The following is an 18,991-nucleotide window of genomic DNA, read 5'->3' as shown; positions in this document are numbered from 1 at the left end:
CGCTGCGTCCATGCCGTATCAGGCGCCCCACGTGGGGCGCCTGCGCCTTTCTGAGCCTGTACCCGCCCAAACTGCCGCTTTCGAGACATGATGAATTCCACCGGTGCCTCCCTGGCCTGCGGTCGCCACCGCCTCGACCTCTCCTTCCCTCGCGTGATGGGGATTCTCAACATCACGCCCGACTCCTTCTCCGACGGCGGCCGCCATGTGGCCCTGGACGATGCCCTGCGCCACGCCGAGCGCATGCTGGCGGAGGGGGCGGCGATCATCGATGTGGGCGGTGAGTCCACCCGTCCCGGCGCCGACCCGGTGTCGCCGCAGCAGGAGCTCGACCGCGTGGCGCCGGTGGTGGAGGCGCTGGTGCGTGAACTGGACGCCCTGGTCTCGGTGGACATGCGTGAGGTCGCCGCCCTGGGGGCCGGCATGCTCAACGATGTGCGTGCCCTGGAGCGCGAGGGCGCATTGGCCGCGGCGATCGGCTGCGGCCTGCCGGTGTGCCTGATGCATCGCCAGGGCGAGCCCCGCGACATGCAGGAGGCGCCCCGCTATGATGGGCCCATAGAGGAGGCGGTGGTCGACTACCTCGCCGAGCGGGTGGCCGCCTGCGAGGCGGCCGGCCTGCGGCGCGGACGTCTCTTGATCGACCCGGGCTTCGGCTTCGGCAAGACCGTGGAGCACAACCTGCGCCTGCTCAACCGCCTGGAGCGGCTCGCCGAGCTCGAGCTGCCGCTGCTGGTGGGCATGTCGCGCAAGAGCATGATCGGCAAGGTGCTGATGCGTCCGGTGGAGGAGCGCCTGCCCGGCGGCCTGGCGCTGGCGGCCCTGGCGGTGGAGCGCGGCGCCCGTATCCTGCGTGTCCATGACGTTGGCCCCAGCGTGGATGCGGTGAACATGACCTGGGCCGTACTCAAGGAAGGATGCTGATGACACGACGCTACTTTGGCACCGACGGGATCCGCGGAACCGTCGGTGAGCCGCCCATCACCGCCGACTTCATGCTCAAGCTGGGCTGGGCCACCGGCCGGGTGCTGATCGGCATGAACGGCGATCGTCGCCACCGGGTGCTGATCGGCAAGGACACGCGGATCTCCGGCTACATGTTCGAGTCGGCGCTGGAGGCGGGCCTCTCCGCCGCCGGCGTCGACGTGGCGCTGCTCGGCCCCATGCCGACGCCCGCCATCGCCTACCTGACGCGCACCTTCCGCGCCGATGCCGGCATCGTCATCTCGGCCTCCCACAACCCCTTCGCCGACAACGGCATCAAGTTCTTCTCCACCGAGGGGGCCAAGCTGGGCGACGCGGTGGAGGCGCGTATCGAGGCGATGCTCGAGGAGCCGCTGACCACGGTGGCCCCGGATCGCCTGGGCAAGGTGGCGCGCATCGACGATGCTGCCGGTCGCTACATCGAGTTCTGCAAGTCCACCATCCCCGACCGGGTCAGCCTGCGCGGCCTCAAGGTGGTGCTGGACTGTGCCCATGGTGCCACCTACCACATCGCGCCGAGCGTCTTCCGCGAGCTGGGCGCCGAGGTAAGCCTGATCGGGGCGAGCCCCGACGGCCTCAACATCAACCGCGAGGTGGGCTCCACCCACCCGGCGGCGCTGCGCGCAGCGGTGATCCAGCAGGGCGCCGATCTCGGCGTGGCCTTCGACGGCGACGGCGACCGAGTCCGCTACGTGGTGGAGCGCTTGGCCACCAACGGCTGGCAGCTGGGTGGCGAATCCTCCGGTCATATCGTCTGCGGCCATGTGCAGACCACCGGCGACGGCATTGTCTCGGCGCTGCAGGTGCTGGCGATCATGGTGCGCGAGGGCAAGCCGCTGCAGCGCCTGCTGGACGGGATGGAGAAGGCGCCCCAGGCGCTGGTCAATGTGCGTCTGACGCCGGGCAGCGATGCCCGGGCGGTGATGGAGCGGGCGGAACTCCGCTCGGCGGTGACCGAGGTGGAGGCCGAGCTGGGCGACGAGGGGCGCGTGCTGCTGCGCCCCTCCGGGACCGAGCCGCTGATCCGCGTCATGGTGGAGGGGCGCCCCCACCTCGATGTCGACGGCCTGGCGCGCCGCCTGGCCGGTCGGGTCGAGGCGCTGTTGGGCTGAGGGCGTCGCCCCGGCGGGCCCCGTCGGCGAGCGTCCTGCGGTTGTCTTGACAGGGTCGCTCCTATACCATTTTGCAGCTCTTTTGAAGAGGACACCCCATGCGTACCCCGCTGCTTGCCGGCAACTGGAAGATGAATGGCTCGGCCGAGCTGGTCGAGGCGTTCGGTCGCGCCTTTACCGAGGCCGAGCTTCCGGATGGGCTCGAGGTGGCGATCTTCCCGCCGTTTCCCTACCTTGACGCGGCGCGGCGCGCCTTCGCCGGGACGCCGCTCTGGCTCGGGGCCCAGACCCTGAACCCGCTCCACTCCGGTGCTCACACCGGTGAGGTAAGCGGCCGCATGCTCTGTGAATTCGGCGTTCGCTACGCCCTGGTGGGCCACTCTGAGCGCCGCCAGCTCTACCGCGAGAGCGACCAGCAGGTCCATGATCGCCTGCTGGCGGCGCTCAGCGTCGATCTCGTCCCGGTGCTCTGCGTGGGTGAGACCCTCGAGGAGCGCGATGCGGGGCGCACCATGGAGGTGGTGCTGCGCCAGGTGGGCTTCGTCATGTCGCGCCTGGAGCCCGAGCAGCGTCCGCGGGTGGTGATCGCCTACGAACCGGTCTGGGCGATCGGGACCGGTCGCACGGCCACCCCGGAGCAGGCCCAGGAGGTCATGGCCGGCATCCGCGCCTATCAGGCGGGCTATGATCGCGAGCTGGCCGCCGGCTTGCGGCTGCTCTACGGCGGCAGCATGAACGCCGGCAACGCCGCGGAGCTGCTCGCCCAGCCCGATATCGACGGCGGCCTGGTGGGCGGTGCCTCGCTCAAGGTCGACGATTTCCTAGCCATTTGTCAGTCAGCAGGTTGATCCCATGCAAGTTGCCATTCTCATGATCCACGTGGCGATCGCCATCGCCCTGGTCGTCCTCGTCCTGCTGCAGCAGGGCAAGGGCGCCGAAGCCGGTGCCGCCTTCGGTGGCGGCGCCTCCCAGACCGTGTTCGGCTCGCGCGGGACCGGCGGTTTCCTCTCCAAGACGACGGCGGTGCTGGCCGCGGCCTTCTTCGCTACCTCCCTGACCCTGGCGTACTTCGCCTCCCAGGCGGGCCAGGCGCCAGAGGCCGGCATTCCCGATTCGCGTCTCATCGATCAGCAGCGGGGCGTCCCGACGCTTGACGACGCGCCGGCGGATGTGGATAATGCGGCGCCAGTGCTGGAGGAGAACGGCGGCTGAGTCGTCGAGCATCCAGCCTCCCCTGATGCCGAAGTGGTGGAATTGGTAGACACGCTATCTTGAGGGGGTAGTGACCTTACGGTCGTGCGGGTTCAAGTCCCGCCTTCGGCACCATCTGATTCACTGCCGCTGCCACTGGTGAGCGAGCAGTCCTTCAGACAGAAGCAGGATTGGTATATCGCGGTGGGCATCGCTTGACGCAAGTCGCGGCGATGCGTAGAATCACCGACCTAGATTGATGCGGGGTGGAGCAGTCTGGTAGCTCGTCGGGCTCATAACCCGAAGGTCGTCGGTTCAAATCCGGCCCCCGCTACCATCTTCCGGTCTGGCGCCTTTCGAGTCACGCTCGTGGATGATGTCATCGAGACGGGTATCGAATGAAGGGGCGGTCAGAATCGCCGGATGGTCTACAGGTTTCATGTAAAAGCCCCTTCCTGTGAAGGGGCTTTTTGTTAGCAGCATGCCAGGCGGAGAGCGCCCGGCGGCTGCCCCGGGCAACGCCAATCAGCCACCTGACTCTCCTGTTCACTCCCGGCCAGGTGCCTGATGCAACGGCTGTAGGAGCTTATTTCCGTGGCTATCAAGGATGCTGCACTGCACGCAATGATCGAACCCGTGGTGACCGCCATGGGTTTCGAACTGTGGGGCATCGAGTACCTTTCCCAGGGCAAGCACACCCGCCTGGTGATCTACATCGATCACGAGAACGGCGTGAACGTCGATGACTGCGCCGACATCAGCCGACAGGTGAGTGCCGTGTTCGACGTCGAGGACCCGATCCGCGGTGAGTATCGCCTCGAGGTCTCCTCGCCGGGAATGGACCGTCCGCTCTACACCCTCGACCAGTTCGCCCGCTACCGCGGCCACGAGGTGGCGCTGAAGCTGCGCGTGCCCTTCGACGGGCGCCGCAAGTTCCAGGGCCTGCTGGCCGGGGTCGAGGGCGACGAGGTGCTGCTGCAGCTGGACGGCGAGGAGTACTGCTTCCCCATCGACGGGATCGACCAGGCGCGCATCGTGCCGCGGTTCGAGGATTGAGAGGCCGCCGTCCCCGGCGGGGCGGATGAGCATGAGGCTCGAGGACAGGTTTTCTGGCGAGGCAATGGCATGAGCAAAGAGATTCTGGCGGTCGTTGACGCGATCTCCAACGAGAAGGGGGTTCCCCGCGAGGTGATCTTCGAGGCCGTCGAGGCGGCCCTGGCCAGCGCGTCCCGCAAGCGTTTCGAGGACGAGGAAGCCAACGTGCGGGTGCATATCGACCGGCGCACCGGTGACTACGAGACCTTCCGCCGCTGGGAGGTGGTCGAGGACGACGATTTCGACGGTCCCGACCACCAGATCAAGCTCACCTTCGCCGAGCGGCGCGACCCACCCCTGGGCCTGGGCGACGTGGTGGAGGAGAAGATCGAGAACGCCGACTTCGGCCGCATCGCCGCCCAGACCGCCAAGCAGGTGATCGTGCAGAAGGTGCGCGAGGCCGAGCGGGCCGAGGTGGTGCGCCTCTACGCCGACCGCGAGGGCGAGCTGGTCTCCGGCATCGTCAAGAAGACCACCCGCGACGGCCTGATCATCGACCTGGGCGAGAACGCCGAAGCCTTCCTGCCCCGCGGCGAGATGATCCCCGGCGAGCGCTACCGCATGAACGAGCGGGTGCGCGCCCTGCTGGTCAAGGTGGACCCGGAAGCGCGCGGCGCCCAGCTGATCCTCTCGCGCACCTGTCCGGAGCTGATCATCGAACTGTTCAGCATCGAGGTGCCGGAGATCGCCGAGCAGCTCATCGAGATCAAGGGCGCCGCCCGCGATCCCGGTTCCCGGGCCAAGATCGCCGTCAAGACCAATGACCGGCGCATCGACCCGGTGGGGGCCTGCGTCGGCATGCGCGGCTCGCGCGTCCAGGCGGTCTCCTCGGAGCTGCAGAACGAGCGCGTCGACATCGTGCTGTGGGACGACAACCCCGCCCAGCTGGTGATCAACGCCATGGCGCCGGCGGACGTGGCCTCCATCCTGGTGGACGAGGACGCCCACGCCATGGATGTGGCGGTCGCCGAGGACAACCTGGCCCAGGCCATCGGCCGCAGCGGCCAGAACGTGCGCCTGGCCTCCGAGCTCACCGGCTGGCGGATCAACGTCATGACCGAGGCCGATGCCGAGGCCAAGCGCGAGCAGGAGATCGACAGCCTGGTCGAGCACTTCATCCAGCACCTGGACATCGATGACGATGTCGCCCGCCTGCTGGTGGAGGAGGGCTTCACCTCCCTGGAGGAGATCGCCTACGTGCCGGTGGAGGAGATGCTCGAGATCGAGGAGTTCGACGACGAGATCGTCGAGGAGCTGCGCGCCCGCGCCAAGGACGAGCTGCTCAACCTGGCCATCGCCTCCGAGGAGGAGCTCGACGGCGCCCAGCCGGCCGAGGACCTGCTGGAGATGGAGGGCATGGAGCGCCACCTGGCCTTCATCCTGGCCAGCCGGGGGATCGTCACCATGGAGGATCTCGCCGAGCAGTCCGTCGATGACCTGCTGGACATCGAGGGGATGGACGAGGAGCGCGCCGCGGCACTGATCATGACCGCCCGTGCGCCCTGGTTTGAAAACGAATAGCTCGAAGGCGAAGGGGCGTAACAGACGCCCTGCCCGGCACCGACTGGCCGGGCGAGAGGATTCGAAGCGAAGCATTGGGGTCACGGGCTCAGGAGGGTCGTAATGTCAGAGATGACCGTTAAGGATTTCGCAGCGAAGGTGGGGCGCGACGTGCCCCGCCTGCTGGAACAGATGAAAGAGGCCGGTCTCGGCCACAAGTCCGAGGGCGATGCGGTGTCCGAGGAGGACAAGCGTCAGCTGCTGGACTACCTCACCAAGAGCCACGGCGGTGACACCAGCGCCGCGGCACCGAAGAACCGCATCACCCTGACGCGCAAGACGCGCAGCCGCATCAAGACCGGCGAGCGAGGCAAGACCATCGAGGTGCAGGTGCGCAAGAAGCGCACCTACGTGAAGCGTGCCGAGGAAGAGACCAAGCCGGAGCCGGTGGAAGACGCCGGGCCGCGTCAGCTGGTCGGCGACATGGCCGATTCCCAGCAGGCGCATGCCGAGCAGGAGGCCCGCGAGGCCGAGGCCGCCAGAACCCGCGCCGCCGAGGAGGCCGCCCGCGAGGCCGCGGCCAAGCTCGAGGCCGAGAAGGCCGCCGCCGAGCCGCAGATCCCGGTGCCGGAACTCGAGGAGGGCCCGTCCGGTGACGAGCCGCCCGCGCCGCCCAAGGAGGGCCGCACCGACCGCCGCACCGCGCCGCCCAAGAAGGCATCTGCCAAGAAGGGCCGTCACGAGCGCGACGACGACGATCGCGACGAGCGTCGCCGCGGTGGCGGCAAGAAGGCCAAACGTGCCGAGCGTCGCGGCGGCCGTCGCGGTGGCGCCCAGGGCGGCGGCAAGCACGGCTTCCAGAAGCCCACCCAGCCGATCGTCCGCGAGGTCTCGATCCCCGAGTCGATCAGCGTCGCCGACCTGGCCGACAAGATGTCGATCAAGGCCAACGAGGTCATCAAGGCCATGTTCACCATGGGTGCGGCGGTGACCATCAACCAGACCATCGACCAGGACACCGCGGCCATCGTGGTCGAGGAGATGGGCCACAAACCCAAGCTGATCAAGGACGATGCCCTCGAAACCGAGATGCTCGAGGGCATCTCCTACGAGGGTGAGGAGATCACCCGGTCACCGGTGGTCACGGTCATGGGCCACGTCGACCACGGCAAGACCTCGCTGCTCGACTATATCCGCAAGGCCAAGGTGGCCACCGGCGAGGCCGGTGGCATCACCCAGCACATCGGTGCCTACCACGTGGAAGGCGAGCACGGCGGCGTGACCTTCCTCGACACCCCCGGCCATGCGGCCTTTACCGCCATGCGTGCCCGCGGTGCCAAGGCCACCGACGTGGTCATCCTGGTGGTGGCCGCCGACGACGGCGTCATGCCCCAGACCATCGAGGCGATCGAGCACTCCAAGGCCGCCGAGGTGCCCATGGTGGTGGCGGTCAACAAGATCGACAAGCCGGCGGCGGACCCGGATCGGGTCAAGAATGAGCTCTCCCAGCACGGCGTCATCTCCGAGGAGTGGGGCGGCGACACCCAGTTCATCCACGTCTCCGCCAAGACCGGCGAAGGCATCGACGAGTTGATCGAGGCCGTGCTGCTGGTCTCCGAGGTGCTCGAGCTCAAGGCCGTTCCCGAGGCGCCCGCCAAGGGCGTGGTGGTCGAGTCGCGCCTGGACAAGGGGCGCGGCCCGGTGGCCACCGTGCTGGTCCAGAACGGCACCCTGAAGAAGGGCGATATCGTGCTGGCCGGCCTGCACTATGGGCGCGTGCGCGCCCTGACCAACGAGCTGGGTCAGCAGGTCGACCAGGTGGGCCCGGCCATGCCGGTGGAGATCCAGGGCCTCGACGGCACCCCTGACGCCGGTGACGACTTCATGGTGGTGGCCGACGAGAAGAAGGCCCGCGAGGTCGCCAACTTCCGTCAGGGCAAGTACCGCGAGGTGCGCCTGGCGCGCCAGCAGAAGGCCAAGCTGGAGAACATGTTCAGCCAGATGGGCCAGGACGAGGTGGCCAAGGTCAATATCGTGCTCAAGGCCGACGTCCAGGGCTCCCTGGAGGCGATCAAGGGCGCGCTGGAGGAGCTCTCCACCGACGAGGTGCAGGTGGCCGTGGTCTCCTCCGGGGTGGGCGGCATCACCGGCACCGATGCCAACCTGGCGCTGGCCTCCGAGGCGATCGTGGTGGGCTTCAACGTGCGCGCCGACGCCGCGGCCCGCGAGATCATCGAGCGTGAAGGCCTGGATCTGCGCTACTACAGCGTCATCTACCAGCTGATCGACGAGGTCAAGCAGGCGATGAGTGGCATGCTGGCCCCGGAGTGGAAGGAAGAGATCGTCGGCGTGGCCGAGGTTCGCGACGTCTTCCGCGCGCCCAAGATCGGTGCCGTGGCCGGCTGCATGGTGGTCGAGGGCACCGTCTACCGCAACAAGAAGATCCGCGTGCTGCGCGATAACGTGGTGATCTACGAGGGCGAGCTCGAGTCGCTGCGCCGCTTCAAGGACGACGTCCAGGAAGTGCGCAACGGCATGGAGTGCGGCATCGGCGTGAAGAACTACAACGACGTCCAGGTCGGCGACAAGATCGAGGTCTTCGATCAGGTCAAGGTCGAGCGGACGCTCTGAGCGTCAGGAGCCAAGCATGCGCGAGTTCAAGCGAACCGACCGGGTGGCCGACCAGCTCCAGAAGGAGCTGGCGGTGCTGATCCAGCGCGAGGTCAAGGACCCGCGCCTGGGCATGGTCACCGTCAGCGGCGTCGAGGTCAGCCGTGACCTCGGCTACGCCGATGTCCACGTGACCCTGCTCGGCGAGGATACCCCGGAGCGGATCAAGGAGAACCTCAAGGTGCTCAAGCAGGCCGCGGGCTTCCTGCGCGGGCAGATCGCCCGGCGCATCAAGCTGCGCCACGTGCCGGAGCTGCGCTTCCACTACGACGAGAGCGTGGTGCGGGGGCAGCGGCTCTCCTCGCTGATCGAGGAGGCGGTGCAGAGCGACCGCGCCCGTTCTTCCGATACGAGCGGTGACGAGAATAGCGACGAGGACAAGGGCGGCGACGAGGGCGAAAGCCGCTGATGGCGCGTCTTCGTCGCGGCCTGCCGGTCGACGGGGTGCTGCTGCTGGACAAGCCCAAGGGGTTGTCCAGCAACCACGCCCTGCAGCGGGCACGGCGGCTTTTCCAGGCCCGGAAGGCCGGTCATACCGGTACCCTGGACCCCATGGCCACCGGCCTGCTGCCGGTCTGCTTCGGCGAGGCCACCAAGTTCTCGGCCCATCTGCTGGCGGCGGACAAGGTCTACCGCACCCGGGTGGAGCTGGGCGCGGTGACCGACACCGGCGACGCCGAGGGCGAGGTCATCGAGCGCTGTGCGGTGCCGTCGCTCACCGCGGCCGACGTGGCAGGCGTGCTCGAGCGTTTCCGCGGCGAGATCGATCAGGTGCCGCCGATGTATTCGGCGCTCAAGCACCAAGGGCGCAAGCTCTACGAGCTGGCCCGCGAGGGCAAGTCGATCGAGCGTGCAGCACGGCGCGTGACGGTGTATGATGCCCGGCTTCTCGGCTTCGAGGGTCACGCCTTCGAGCTGGAGGTCAGGGTCAGCAAGGGCACCTATGTGCGCACCCTGGCCGAGGATATTGCCCGGGCGCTGGACAGCGGCGGGCATATCAGCATGCTGCGACGCCTGGCCACCGGCCCCTTCGACAGCGACAGCCGCGGTGGGGACGGCATGCTGACCCTCGAGGCGCTGGAGGCCCTGCCCGACCAGGCCGCCCGCGAGGCCGTGCTGCTGCCGGTGGACGTGCTGGTCGCGCACCTGCCATGGCTCGAGGTCGACGCCGCGGCGGCACAGCGGCTGACCCACGGTCAGCCGGCCCGCCTCGATGCCTCCGGCATGGCGGTGGGCGAGACGCCACGACTCTATCGCGACGGGGCCTTCCTGGGCCTCGGCGTGGTGACGACGCCACAGGAGGTGGCGCCGAAACGGCTGCTGAGCAGCGCAGCCGATTGAAGGGAGAAACGCCCGAGACTGCAAATATGCGTGGTCTCACCCATTCATCATTCAGGCATATTGCTTACTGGAGAGACAGATGGCACTGACAGCCGAGCAGAAGTCCGCAATCGTCAGCGAATTCGGTCGTGGCGAGAACGACACCGGTTCCCCCGAAGTGCAGGTAGCCCTGCTGAGCGCCAACATCGATGGCCTGCAGGACCACTTCAAGACCAACAAGCAGGATCACCATTCCCGTCGTGGCCTGATCCGCATGGTCAACCAGCGCCGCAAGCTGCTGGACTACCTGAAGCGCAAGGACTTCGAGCGCTATCAGGCTCTGATCCAGCGCCTCGGTCTTCGCCGCTAAGCGAAACCGCGCCAGCGCAACAAAACGGGCAGCCTTCGGGCTGCCCGTTTCGCGTCTGTAGGGTGGAAATGTCGCTATCCGGTGGCCGCGGGGCGCGTCAACCCCTAAAATGGTCGCCGAGTCAAAACGACCCCAACACAGAAAAGTAGATAGGAAGGAAGTCGCCGTGAATCCGGTCAAGAAGACATTTCAGTACGGTCGCAGCACCGTCACCCTGGAAACCGGGCGCATCGCCCGCCAGGCCACCGGTGCCGTCATGGTCACCATGGACGACACCGTGGTGCTCTGCACCGTGGTGGCCCGCAAGGACACCAAGCCGGGGCAGGATTTCTTCCCGCTCTCCGTCCACTACCAGGAGAAGACCTACGCGGTCGGCAAGATTCCCGGCGGCTTCTTCAAGCGTGAGGGGCGTCCCACCGAGAAGGAGACCCTCACCTCGCGGCTGATCGATCGCCCGATCCGTCCGCTCTTCCCCAAGGGCTTCATGAACGAGGTGCAGGTCGTCTGCACGGTGCTCTCCACCGACCGCAACCATGATCCGGATATCGCCGCGCTGCTCGGCACCTCCGCGGCCCTCGCCATCTCCGGCGTGCCCTTCAGCGGCCCGATCGGCGCGGCTCGCGTCGGCTTCGACGAGGAGAAGGGCTACTTCCTCAACCCCACCGTCGAGGAGCTGGCCAGCTCCGAGCTGGACATGGTGGTGGCCGGCACCGAGAAGGCGGTGCTGATGGTCGAGTCCGAGGCCGACGAACTCCTCGAGGACGAGATGCTGGGCGCCGTGCTCTACGGCCACCAGGAGATGCAGGTGGCCATTGCCGCCATCAACGAGCTGGTCGCCGAGGCGGGCAAGCCGAAGTGGGAGTGGCAGGCGCCGGCGGAGAACACCGAGCTCAAGGCCGCCCTGGCCACGGCCTTCGAGGCCAAGGTGGGCGAGGCCTACCGCATCACCGACAAGATGGCGCGCCAGGACGCCCTCTCCGCCCTCAAGGAGCAGGCCGTCGAGCAGCTGGCCGGTGAAGAGGAAGGCAAGTTCGAGGCCGACGAGGTGAAGGGCGCCTTCGCCGGCCTCGAGAAGCGCATGGTGCGCTCCCGGGTCGTCAAGGGCGAGCCGCGCATCGACGGCCGCGACCACAAGACCGTGCGTCCGCTGGCCATCGAGGTGGGCACCCTGCCCAAGACCCACGGCTCGGCCATCTTCACCCGCGGCGAGACCCAGGCCATCGTGGTCGCCACCCTGGGTACCCTGCGGGACTCCCAGCTGATCGAGTCGCTGGAAGGCGAGCGCAAGGACCGCTTCCTGCTGCACTACAACTTCCCCCCCTACTGCGTGGGCGAGGCCGGCTTCATGGGCGGCCCCAAGCGTCGCGAGATCGGCCATGGCCGCCTGGCGCGCCGCGGCGTGCAGGCCATGCTGCCCGACGATGCGGAGTTCCCCTACACCATTCGCGTGGTCTCCGAGATCACCGAGTCCAACGGCTCGAGCTCCATGGCCTCGGTCTGCGGCACCTCCCTGGCGCTGATGGATGCCGGCGTGCCGATGAAGGCGCCGGTGGCGGGCATCGCCATGGGTCTGGTCAAGGACGACAGTGGCTTCGCCGTGCTGACCGATATCCTCGGCGATGAAGACCACCTGGGCGACATGGACTTCAAGGTGGCCGGCTCCTCCGAGGGCGTGACCGCCCTGCAGATGGACATCAAGATCGAGGGCATCAACGAGGAGATCATGGAGCAGGCCCTCCAGCAGGCCCTGGAGGCGCGCCTCCACATCCTCGAGCAGATGAATGCGGTGATCGGCCAGAGCCGCACCGAGGTCTCCGAGAACGCCCCCTCCATGGCCACCATCAAGATCGACCCGGAGAAGATCCGCGACGTCATCGGCAAGGGCGGCTCCACCATCCGCAAGATCTGCGAGGATACCGGCGCCTCCATCGACCTGGACGACGACGGCACCGTGCGCATCTACGCCGAGGACAAGAAGGCGGCCAAGGCGGCCATCGACACCGTACTGGCGATCACCGCCGAGGCGGAGATCGGCAAGCTCTACCTGGGCAAGGTGGTGCGCATCGCCGACTTCGGCGCCTTCGTCAACATCATGCCGGGTACCGACGGCCTGGTGCACATCTCCCAGATCGTGCCGGAGCGGGTCAACGACGTGCGTGACTTCCTCAACGAGGGTGACGAGGTGGTGGTCAAGGTGCTCGACATCGACAACCGCAACCGGGTGAAGCTCACCATCAAGGAGATCACCCCGGAAGAGAAGGTGGCCTTCGAGGCCGAAGCGGAACCTCAGCTGTAAGCGCCTAGCGCCTAGCGCCCAGCAGATAGGCAACGGGCAGCAGGTGTTGAGGTAGAAAGCGAGAACCCCCGTCGGACCGAGTCCGACGGGGGTTCTTCGTGTTGACGCCTGGTATGGAGCAGCAAGTATCCTGCTAGGCGCTAGGCGCTAGGCGCTAGGCGCTAGGCGCTAGGCGCTAGGCGCTAGGCGCTAGGCGCTAGGCGCTAGGCGCCCGGCGCTTACCGCTCGATGGCCAGTGCCACGCCCTGGCCGCCGCCGATGCACAGGGTGGCCAGGCCCTTCTTGGCGTCGCGGGCGATCATCTCGTGCAGCAGGGTCACCAGCACCCGGCAGCCGGAGGCGCCGATGGGGTGGCCCAGCGCGATGGCGCCGCCGTTGACGTTGATCTTGTCGGTATCCCAGCCGAGCTCCTTGTTGACGGAGAGCGCCTGGGCGGCGAAGGCCTCGTTGGCCTCGACCAGGTCGAGATCGTCCAGGCTCCAGCCGGCTTTCTCCAGGCAGCGGCGGGTGGCCGGGGCCGGGCCGATGCCCATGATCGCCGGGTCGACGCCGGCGTTGGAGTAGGCGGCAATGCGCGCCAGCGGCTCGAGGCCGAGCTGCTTGGCCTTCTCGGCTGAGCAGAGGATGACCGCGGCGGCGCCGTCGTTGAGGGAGGAGGCGTTGCCGGCGGTGATGGTGCCGTCCTTCTTGAAGGCGGGGCGCATGCCGCCGAGCTTGTCGGCGCTCACCTCGCGGGGGTTCTCGTCGGTATCGAAGACGACGGGATCGCCCTTGCGCTGGGGAATCTCCACCGGAACGATCTGGCTCTTGAACTTGCCGTCGCGGATGGCGGCGGTGGCCTTCTGCTGAGAGGCGGCGGCGAACTCGTCCATCTCCTCGCGGGTGATGCCGTACTTCTCCGCCAGGTTCTCGGCGGTGATGCCCATGTGGTAGTTGTTGAAGGCGTCCCACAGGCCGTCATGGACCATGGTGTCCACGGCCTTCCAGTCGCCCATGCGCTGGCCATTGCGCGAGTTGGGCAGCACGTGGGGCGAGGCGGACATGTTCTCCTGGCCGCCGGCGATGATCAGCTCGGCGTCGCCGCAGCGGATTGCCTGGGTGGCGAGGTGCAGGGCCTTGAGGCCGGAGCCGCACACCTTGTTGATGGTCATGGCGGGGACGGTGTCGGGCAGGCCGGCCTTGATGGCGGCCTGGCGGGCCGGGTTCTGGCCGACGCCGGCGGTGAGCACCTGGCCCATCAGCACTTCGTCGACCTGGTCGCCCGACACGCCGGTGGCGGCCAGCAGGTCCTTGATCACCAAGGCACCCAGGTCGCTGGCGGGAATGCCGGCCAGGGAGCCGCCGAAGGAGCCGACGGCGGTGCGGCGTGCGGCAACGATTACCACTTCTTGCATGGGGGAGTTCTCCTGAATCGGATGACGAGGTTACGGCCCTGTCGCGACAACCGGACATGACCGGGTCTCTCAGCATAGGGGAGGCTTGTGCGCCGCGGCAATGCTTACGTGGGTCAAGAGGGGCATTGTCCGAGGAGCATGGCGCGGCGTCCAGCGGGCCGGAGGGGCGAGACGGTCCCCGGATCCGGCCTGTGGGCCGTTCCGGGGCAGGGGGTCAGGCCATCTGCACGGGGATGGCGTGGCTGGTGTGGCTGACCGCGTTGCCTTCCTGAAGGTAGACCAGCGCGGGCTGATGCGCCTCCAGTTCGGCATCGCTGTAGTGGGCGTAGCTGCAGATGATCACGCGATCCCCGGGGCCGGCCAGATGGGCGGCGGCGCCGTTGATGGAGATGACCTTCGAGCCCTCCTCGGCGCGGATGGCGTAGGTGGTGAAGCGCTGGCCGTTCTCGACGTTGTAGATCTGGATCTGCTCATTCTCGCGGATGCCGGACAGGTCGAGCAGCTCGCCGTCGATGGCGCAGGAGCCTTCATAATTGAGTACGGCATGGGTGACGCGGGCCATGTGCAGCTTGGCCTTGAGCATGATGGTGTACATGGAAGCAGGGTCCTCCGGGTGGGCCGCCTCAGCGCGGCAGGGTCAGGGTCAGGTTGTCGATCAGGCGCGTGCTGCCGAGCCGGGCGGCGACCAGCAGCACGGCCTCGCGAGTGGCGGCCGTCACCGGCGCCAGGTCGGCGGCGCGCAGCTCCAGGTAGTCCGGCACGAAGCCGGCGTCGTGCAGGCGCCGGGAGCCCTCGGCCAGCGTCGTCTGGATGTCGCCGCCGCCCTCCAGGGTGTCACGCAGCTCGCACAGAGTCCGGTAGAGCCGGGGGGCCTTGGCCCGCTCCTCGGCGCTCAGGTAGCCGTTGCGTGAGGAGAGGGCCAGGCCATCCTCGGCGCGCACGATGGGCACGCCGAGGATCTCGATGGGGAAGTGCAGGTCGGCCACCAGGCGGCGGATCACCGCCAGCTGCTGGTAGTCCTTCTCGCCGAAGCAGGCCAGATCGGGCTGGACCAGGTTGAAGAGCATGCCGACGATGGTAGAGACCCCGTCGAAGTGGCCGGGGCGCGCGGCGCCGCACAGCCCCTCGGTGACCCCGGGGACGACGATGCGAGTCTGATCCGCCAGGGGGCGCGGGTAGACGGTGGCCACCTCGGGGGCGAACAGCAGGTCACAGCCGGCCGCCTCGAGGCTGGCTTGGTCCGCCTCCAGGGTGCGCGGGTAGGCGTCGAGGTCCTCGCCGGCCCCGAACTGCAGGGGGTTGACGAAGATGGTGGCGATCACCACCTCGGCGCGCTCACGCGCCGCGCCGACCAGGGCCAGGTGGCCGTCGTGGAGGTTGCCCATGGTGGGGACCAGGGCGATCCGCTCGCCGCGCCGGCGAACATCCGCCAGCGCCTCGCGCAGGGCGGGAATCTCTCTGAGGGTGCGCATGGGGTAGCTCCAGCTAGAAGCAGTGTTCCTCGGCGGGGAAGCGGCGGGCCTTGACCTCCTCGTGGTAGCGCCGGAAGGCGCCCTGGATGTCCTCGGCCTCGGCCATGAAGTTCTTGACGAAGCGCGGCTTGCGGCCCGCCGTGACGTCGAGCATGTCGTGCATCACGAGTATCTGGCCGTCGGTGTCGGGGCCGGCGCCGATGCCGATCACCGGCACCTCCAGCGCCTCGGTGATGGCCCGGCCGAGGCTCGCCGGCACGCACTCGAGCAGGATGACCGAGGCGCCCGCCTCGACCAGGGTGCGGGCGTCCTCGAGGATCTGGGTGGCGCGCTCGGCCTCCCGTCCCTGCACCTTGTAGCCGCCCAGCTGATAGACGGTCTGCGGGGTGAGGCCGAGGTGGGCGCAGACCGGCACGCCGCGGCGGGTCAGCTCGCGGATGCCGTCGGCCATCCAGGCCTCGCCCTCCACCTTGACCAGCTCGGCCCCGGCGCGCATCAGCTTGCCGGCATTCTCCAGCAGCCGCTCGATGCTGGCATTGCCCATGAAGGGCAGGTCCACCATCAGCAGGCTCGCCCCCTTGCCGCGCGCCACGCAGCGGGTGTGGTAGCAGATCTCCTCCAGGGTGACCGGCAAGGTGCTGGCGTGCCCCTGCAGGACCATGCCCAAGGAGTCGCCGACCAGCAGCACCTCGATGCCGGCATCGCTGGCGGCCCGGGCAAAGGCGGCGTCGTAGGCGGTCAGGCAGCTGAAGGACTCACCGGCGCGCTTGAAGGCTTGCAGCGTGCTCAGGGTGACGGTTTTCATGGCGTGCTCTCGTCGTTGTGGCAGCAGGGGAGGCGTAGGGTGGCGGCCCGTCTCGCCTGGAACTGTGCTGAAAGTAACTCGTGATTGTTACCCAAATCGCGCCGGCGTGTCGATAGGTAACACTTTTCTCGGCCGTGTCAGGCGCCCGGTAACACCGGCGTCGGGTCGTCGCTCGGCAGCCGGGAGGCCAGTGGCGCCAGGGGGCGGCCGTCCGGCAGCACCAGGTCGGGTGCCAGCTCCAGCAGTGGCAGGACCACGAAGGTGCGATGCGTCAATTCGGGATGCGGCACGCGCAGGCGGGGCAGGGCCAGCACGCTGTCATCGAACAGTAGCAGATCCAGGTCCAGGGTGCGGGGCCCCCAGCGGCGTGCGCGCACCCGTCGGTGGGCCTGCTCCAGGGCCTGCAGCTGGTCGAGCAGGGCCAGCGGGGAGAGGCGCGTCTCGAGCAGGGCCACAGCGTTGATGAAGTCGGGCTGGTCCTGGGGGCCCACCGGGCGGCTGACATGGAGCCGCGAGGCCATCAGGCGCCGGGTCAGCGGCAGGCGGTCGAGCTCCTCCAGGGCGCGCTCGATATGACGGCGCGGATCGTCGAGGTTGCTGCCCAGGCCGACCCAGGCCCGATGGAGGGTCATGATTCGCCGTTGCCATTGCCGCGCGGCTTGCGCCGACGCCGGCGGCGCTTGCGCGGGGCACCGCTGCCGGCCGGGTTGGCGCCGGCCTTGTCGAGCAGCCGGCGCTGCTCGTGCTCGTCGGCCTCCTGGAAGGCGGTCCACCAGTCGCCGAGGCCGGGGGCGAGTTCGCCGGCGGCCTCGCGCAGCAGCAGCAGGTCGTAGGCGGCGCGGAAACGGGGATGCTCGCGGGTCTGGTAGACGCGGCGGCCACGGCGCAGGGGCAGGCGCTGCTGGAGGTCCCAGATGTCGCGCATCGGCAGGCTGAAGCGCTTGGGGATCGAGATATGCTGTAGCTGACGGGCGACCACCTGCTGGGACGCCGCCTGCAGGGCCGGGATCTGCGGCAGACCGTTGGCTTCCTGTTCGGCCTGGCGCAGCACGACCGGCCCCCACAGCAGGGCGGCGAACAGGAAGGCCGGGGTCACCGGGCGCTCCTCGTGGATGCGCCGGTCGGTGCTGGCCAGCGCCGCCTCCACCAAGGGCTCCGCCCAGGGCAGTTCCTCCATGGCCTCGGCGGCCTCCGGGAAGAGCATCTCGAACAGGCCGTAGTGGCGCAGCAGGCGGAAGGTCTCGACGCCCTGGCCGGCCATGAACAGCTTGAGGATCTCGTCGAACAGCCGCGCCGGCGGGATCTGCAGCAGCAGCGGGGAGAGCTCGCGGATCGGTGCCTCGGAGGCGGGGTCCAGGTGGAAGTCGAGATTGGCGGCGAAGCGCACCGCCCGCAGCATGCGCACCGGGTCCTCGCGGTAGCGGGTCGTCGGGTCGCCGATCAGGCGCAGGGTGCGGGCCTCGATGTCCGGCACGCCGCCCGCGAAGTCGTGGATCGAGAAGTCGGCGATGCTGTAGTAGAGGGCGTTGATGGTGAAGTCGCGGCGCAGCGCATCCTCCTGGATGTTGCCCCAGACGTTGTCGCGCAGCAGCAGCCCATCGTCTGACTGCTGGGAGACATGGTCGGCGTGGTCGTCGCCCGGCGTGCCGCGGAAGGTGGTGACCTCGATGACCTCGCGGCCGAAGCGCACGTGCACGATGCGGAAGCGGCGGCCGATGATCCGTGAATTGCGAAACAGCCCCTTGACCTCTTCCGGCGTGGCGTCGGTGGCCACGTCGAAGTCCTTGGGCATCCGCCCGAGCAGGGAGTCGCGGATGCAGCCGCCCACCAGGTAGGCCTCGAAGCCGGCGTTGTGAAGGCGATAGAGGACCTTGAGGGCGGCGTCGCTGAAGTGCTGGCGCGACACCGGGTGTTCCTGGCGGGGAATGATGCGCGGCTCGGGCGAGCCGCTGGCGGCGCTGTTGGGGCCGAAGAGGGACTTCAGGCGTTCGCCCGGACTCTGCAGGAAGCGGGTAAATCCTTTGAACATGCGGCGATATCGCCTCGCAGGGCAAAAAAAAGGGTGCAAAGGGGGTGAGTGTAGCCGACCCCCGGGACCTTGCATAGCGTCGCCCGGCTCCCGACCCGGCTGGCTGGCGCCGGCGCGGCGCCACGAAGTAGAAGGGGGAGGCCTCGCGGCCTCCCCCTCAAGCAGTCTTGCAGCGTCCGTGCTGCTGGTTCTTCTTCGTGATGGCGCATCGCCTTGAATACGCACCACAGTCACCAAGGAGTAGATCAGGCTAGCTGTATTGTTGTCCTTATTGGCGCTCCTGGTGGTGACCGCCTCGTATTCAAAACAATAATCCAACCACGACGGCAGGGAATCTGCCTCCCCCCGGCTTGTTGATGTTGTTGCCGGGGGTGCCTCTCGACGGCCTTGGACGTGTTGTTGGCCGAGCTGATGCGCCGCGTCCTGAATTTCCGGACCTCGCATTGGCTTGTTGTTGTTCTTGAGCAAGGGGCTGGGCGCGTCGGATCTTGTTCTTGTTGAGAGATCGCGCCTTTGCAGCTATGGCCCGCGGTGATTGTTGTTGTTGGCGGGACGGGCCCTGTCACCTCGGCCTGCGGGATTGTTGTTGTGCGCAGGGGGTAACACCGGAACTTGTTTTTCTTGCCAAGATATATAGCATCCGGCGTGCCATCTTGATTTTTGTTCAATAAAATCAATGCATTGATTCTTATCTCTGGCATTGGTCTCGCGGAGCTGGGGCCAAGTGTTACCCCTGGGGCCCCATCCTGGGGC

Annotated in this window: 17 protein-coding genes and 2 tRNA genes; 13 read left to right on the top strand and 6 right to left on the bottom strand. The window is 67.8% G+C overall.

The window, feature by feature from the left end; all coding sequences use genetic code 11:
• The first annotated feature begins 156 nt into the window (after positions 1-156).
• From folP to pnp, 13 genes are all read left to right on the top strand, one after another.
• Positions 157-924: a dihydropteroate synthase gene (gene folP, locus J5F18_RS00205; protein ID WP_346302140.1), complete on the top strand. Its 768-nt coding sequence runs from the start codon at positions 157-159 to the stop codon at positions 922-924.
• A complete protein-coding gene (gene glmM / locus J5F18_RS00200; RefSeq protein ID WP_346300367.1) occupies positions 924-2,096 on the top strand; it encodes a phosphoglucosamine mutase in 1,173 nt (390 codons plus the stop codon). Before folP ends, glmM begins: the two co-directional genes overlap by 1 nt.
• Before the next feature lie 98 nt (positions 2,097-2,194).
• Positions 2,195-2,944, top strand: a complete 750-nt coding sequence (tpiA, locus tag J5F18_RS00195; RefSeq protein WP_346300366.1) for a triose-phosphate isomerase — start codon at positions 2,195-2,197, stop codon at positions 2,942-2,944.
• Between the two features lie 4 nt (positions 2,945-2,948).
• Positions 2,949-3,308: a preprotein translocase subunit SecG gene (gene secG / locus J5F18_RS00190; RefSeq protein ID WP_346300365.1), complete on the top strand. Its 360-nt coding sequence runs from the start codon at positions 2,949-2,951 to the stop codon at positions 3,306-3,308.
• A gap of 27 nt (positions 3,309-3,335) precedes the next feature.
• Positions 3,336-3,422: transfer RNA gene (locus J5F18_RS00185), tRNA-Leu, on the top strand.
• 125 nt (positions 3,423-3,547) lie between these two features.
• A tRNA-Met gene (locus J5F18_RS00180) sits at positions 3,548-3,624 on the top strand.
• A 257-nt stretch (positions 3,625-3,881) separates the two neighbouring features.
• Positions 3,882-4,343 (top strand): ribosome maturation factor RimP, encoded by a 462-nt coding sequence (gene rimP / locus J5F18_RS00175; RefSeq protein ID WP_346300364.1) that lies wholly within the window; start codon positions 3,882-3,884, stop codon positions 4,341-4,343.
• A 69-nt stretch (positions 4,344-4,412) separates the two neighbouring features.
• Positions 4,413-5,903, top strand: a complete 1,491-nt coding sequence (gene nusA, locus J5F18_RS00170; protein ID WP_346300363.1) for a transcription termination factor NusA — start codon at positions 4,413-4,415, stop codon at positions 5,901-5,903.
• 102 nt (positions 5,904-6,005) lie between these two features.
• The gene (infB, locus tag J5F18_RS00165; RefSeq protein WP_346300362.1) at positions 6,006-8,513 is read left to right on the top strand and encodes a translation initiation factor IF-2; all 2,508 of its coding nucleotides are present in this window, start codon (positions 6,006-6,008) and stop codon (positions 8,511-8,513) included.
• A gap of 16 nt (positions 8,514-8,529) precedes the next feature.
• Entirely contained in the window at positions 8,530-8,961 is a 432-nt protein-coding gene (gene rbfA, locus J5F18_RS00160; RefSeq protein ID WP_346300361.1) for a 30S ribosome-binding factor RbfA, read from the top strand.
• The gene (gene truB / locus J5F18_RS00155; protein WP_346300360.1) at positions 8,961-9,893 is read left to right on the top strand and encodes a tRNA pseudouridine(55) synthase TruB; all 933 of its coding nucleotides are present in this window, start codon (positions 8,961-8,963) and stop codon (positions 9,891-9,893) included. The genes rbfA and truB overlap by 1 nt, the downstream gene beginning before the upstream one ends.
• Before the next feature lie 79 nt (positions 9,894-9,972).
• Positions 9,973-10,242, top strand: a complete 270-nt coding sequence (gene rpsO / locus J5F18_RS00150; protein WP_110070029.1) for a 30S ribosomal protein S15 — start codon at positions 9,973-9,975, stop codon at positions 10,240-10,242.
• A 166-nt stretch (positions 10,243-10,408) separates the two neighbouring features.
• Positions 10,409-12,538: a polyribonucleotide nucleotidyltransferase gene (gene pnp, locus J5F18_RS00145; protein ID WP_346300359.1), complete on the top strand. Its 2,130-nt coding sequence runs from the start codon at positions 10,409-10,411 to the stop codon at positions 12,536-12,538.
• 218 nt (positions 12,539-12,756) lie between these two features.
• On the opposite strand, the gene J5F18_RS00140 is transcribed toward pnp, so the two are convergent.
• From J5F18_RS00140 to pcnB, 6 genes are all read right to left on the bottom strand, one after another.
• A complete protein-coding gene (locus J5F18_RS00140) occupies positions 12,757-13,932 on the bottom strand; it encodes an acetyl-CoA C-acetyltransferase (protein WP_346300358.1) in 1,176 nt (391 codons plus the stop codon).
• A 214-nt stretch (positions 13,933-14,146) separates the two neighbouring features.
• Positions 14,147-14,527 (bottom strand): aspartate 1-decarboxylase, encoded by a 381-nt coding sequence (gene panD, locus J5F18_RS00135; protein ID WP_346300357.1) that lies wholly within the window; start codon positions 14,525-14,527, stop codon positions 14,147-14,149.
• Positions 14,528-14,555: 28 nt separating this feature from the next.
• A complete protein-coding gene (gene panC, locus J5F18_RS00130; RefSeq protein WP_346300356.1) occupies positions 14,556-15,404 on the bottom strand; it encodes a pantoate--beta-alanine ligase in 849 nt (282 codons plus the stop codon).
• Between the two features lie 13 nt (positions 15,405-15,417).
• Entirely contained in the window at positions 15,418-16,209 is a 792-nt protein-coding gene (gene panB, locus J5F18_RS00125; protein WP_346300355.1) for a 3-methyl-2-oxobutanoate hydroxymethyltransferase, read from the bottom strand.
• 137 nt (positions 16,210-16,346) lie between these two features.
• Positions 16,347-16,841: a 2-amino-4-hydroxy-6-hydroxymethyldihydropteridine diphosphokinase gene (gene folK, locus J5F18_RS00120; RefSeq protein ID WP_346300354.1), complete on the bottom strand. Its 495-nt coding sequence runs from the start codon at positions 16,839-16,841 to the stop codon at positions 16,347-16,349.
• On the bottom strand, positions 16,838-18,238 hold the full coding sequence (gene pcnB, locus J5F18_RS00115) for a polynucleotide adenylyltransferase PcnB (RefSeq protein ID WP_346300353.1): 1,401 nt from the start codon (positions 18,236-18,238) through the stop codon (positions 16,838-16,840). Before pcnB ends, folK begins: the two co-directional genes overlap by 4 nt.
• Positions 18,239-18,991: the final 753 nt, after the last annotated feature.

The organism is Halomonas sp. BM-2019 (assembly GCF_017584085.1).
Note: the sequence above shows the minus strand (reverse complement) of the source record. Positions and strands in the feature narration are given on the sequence as shown.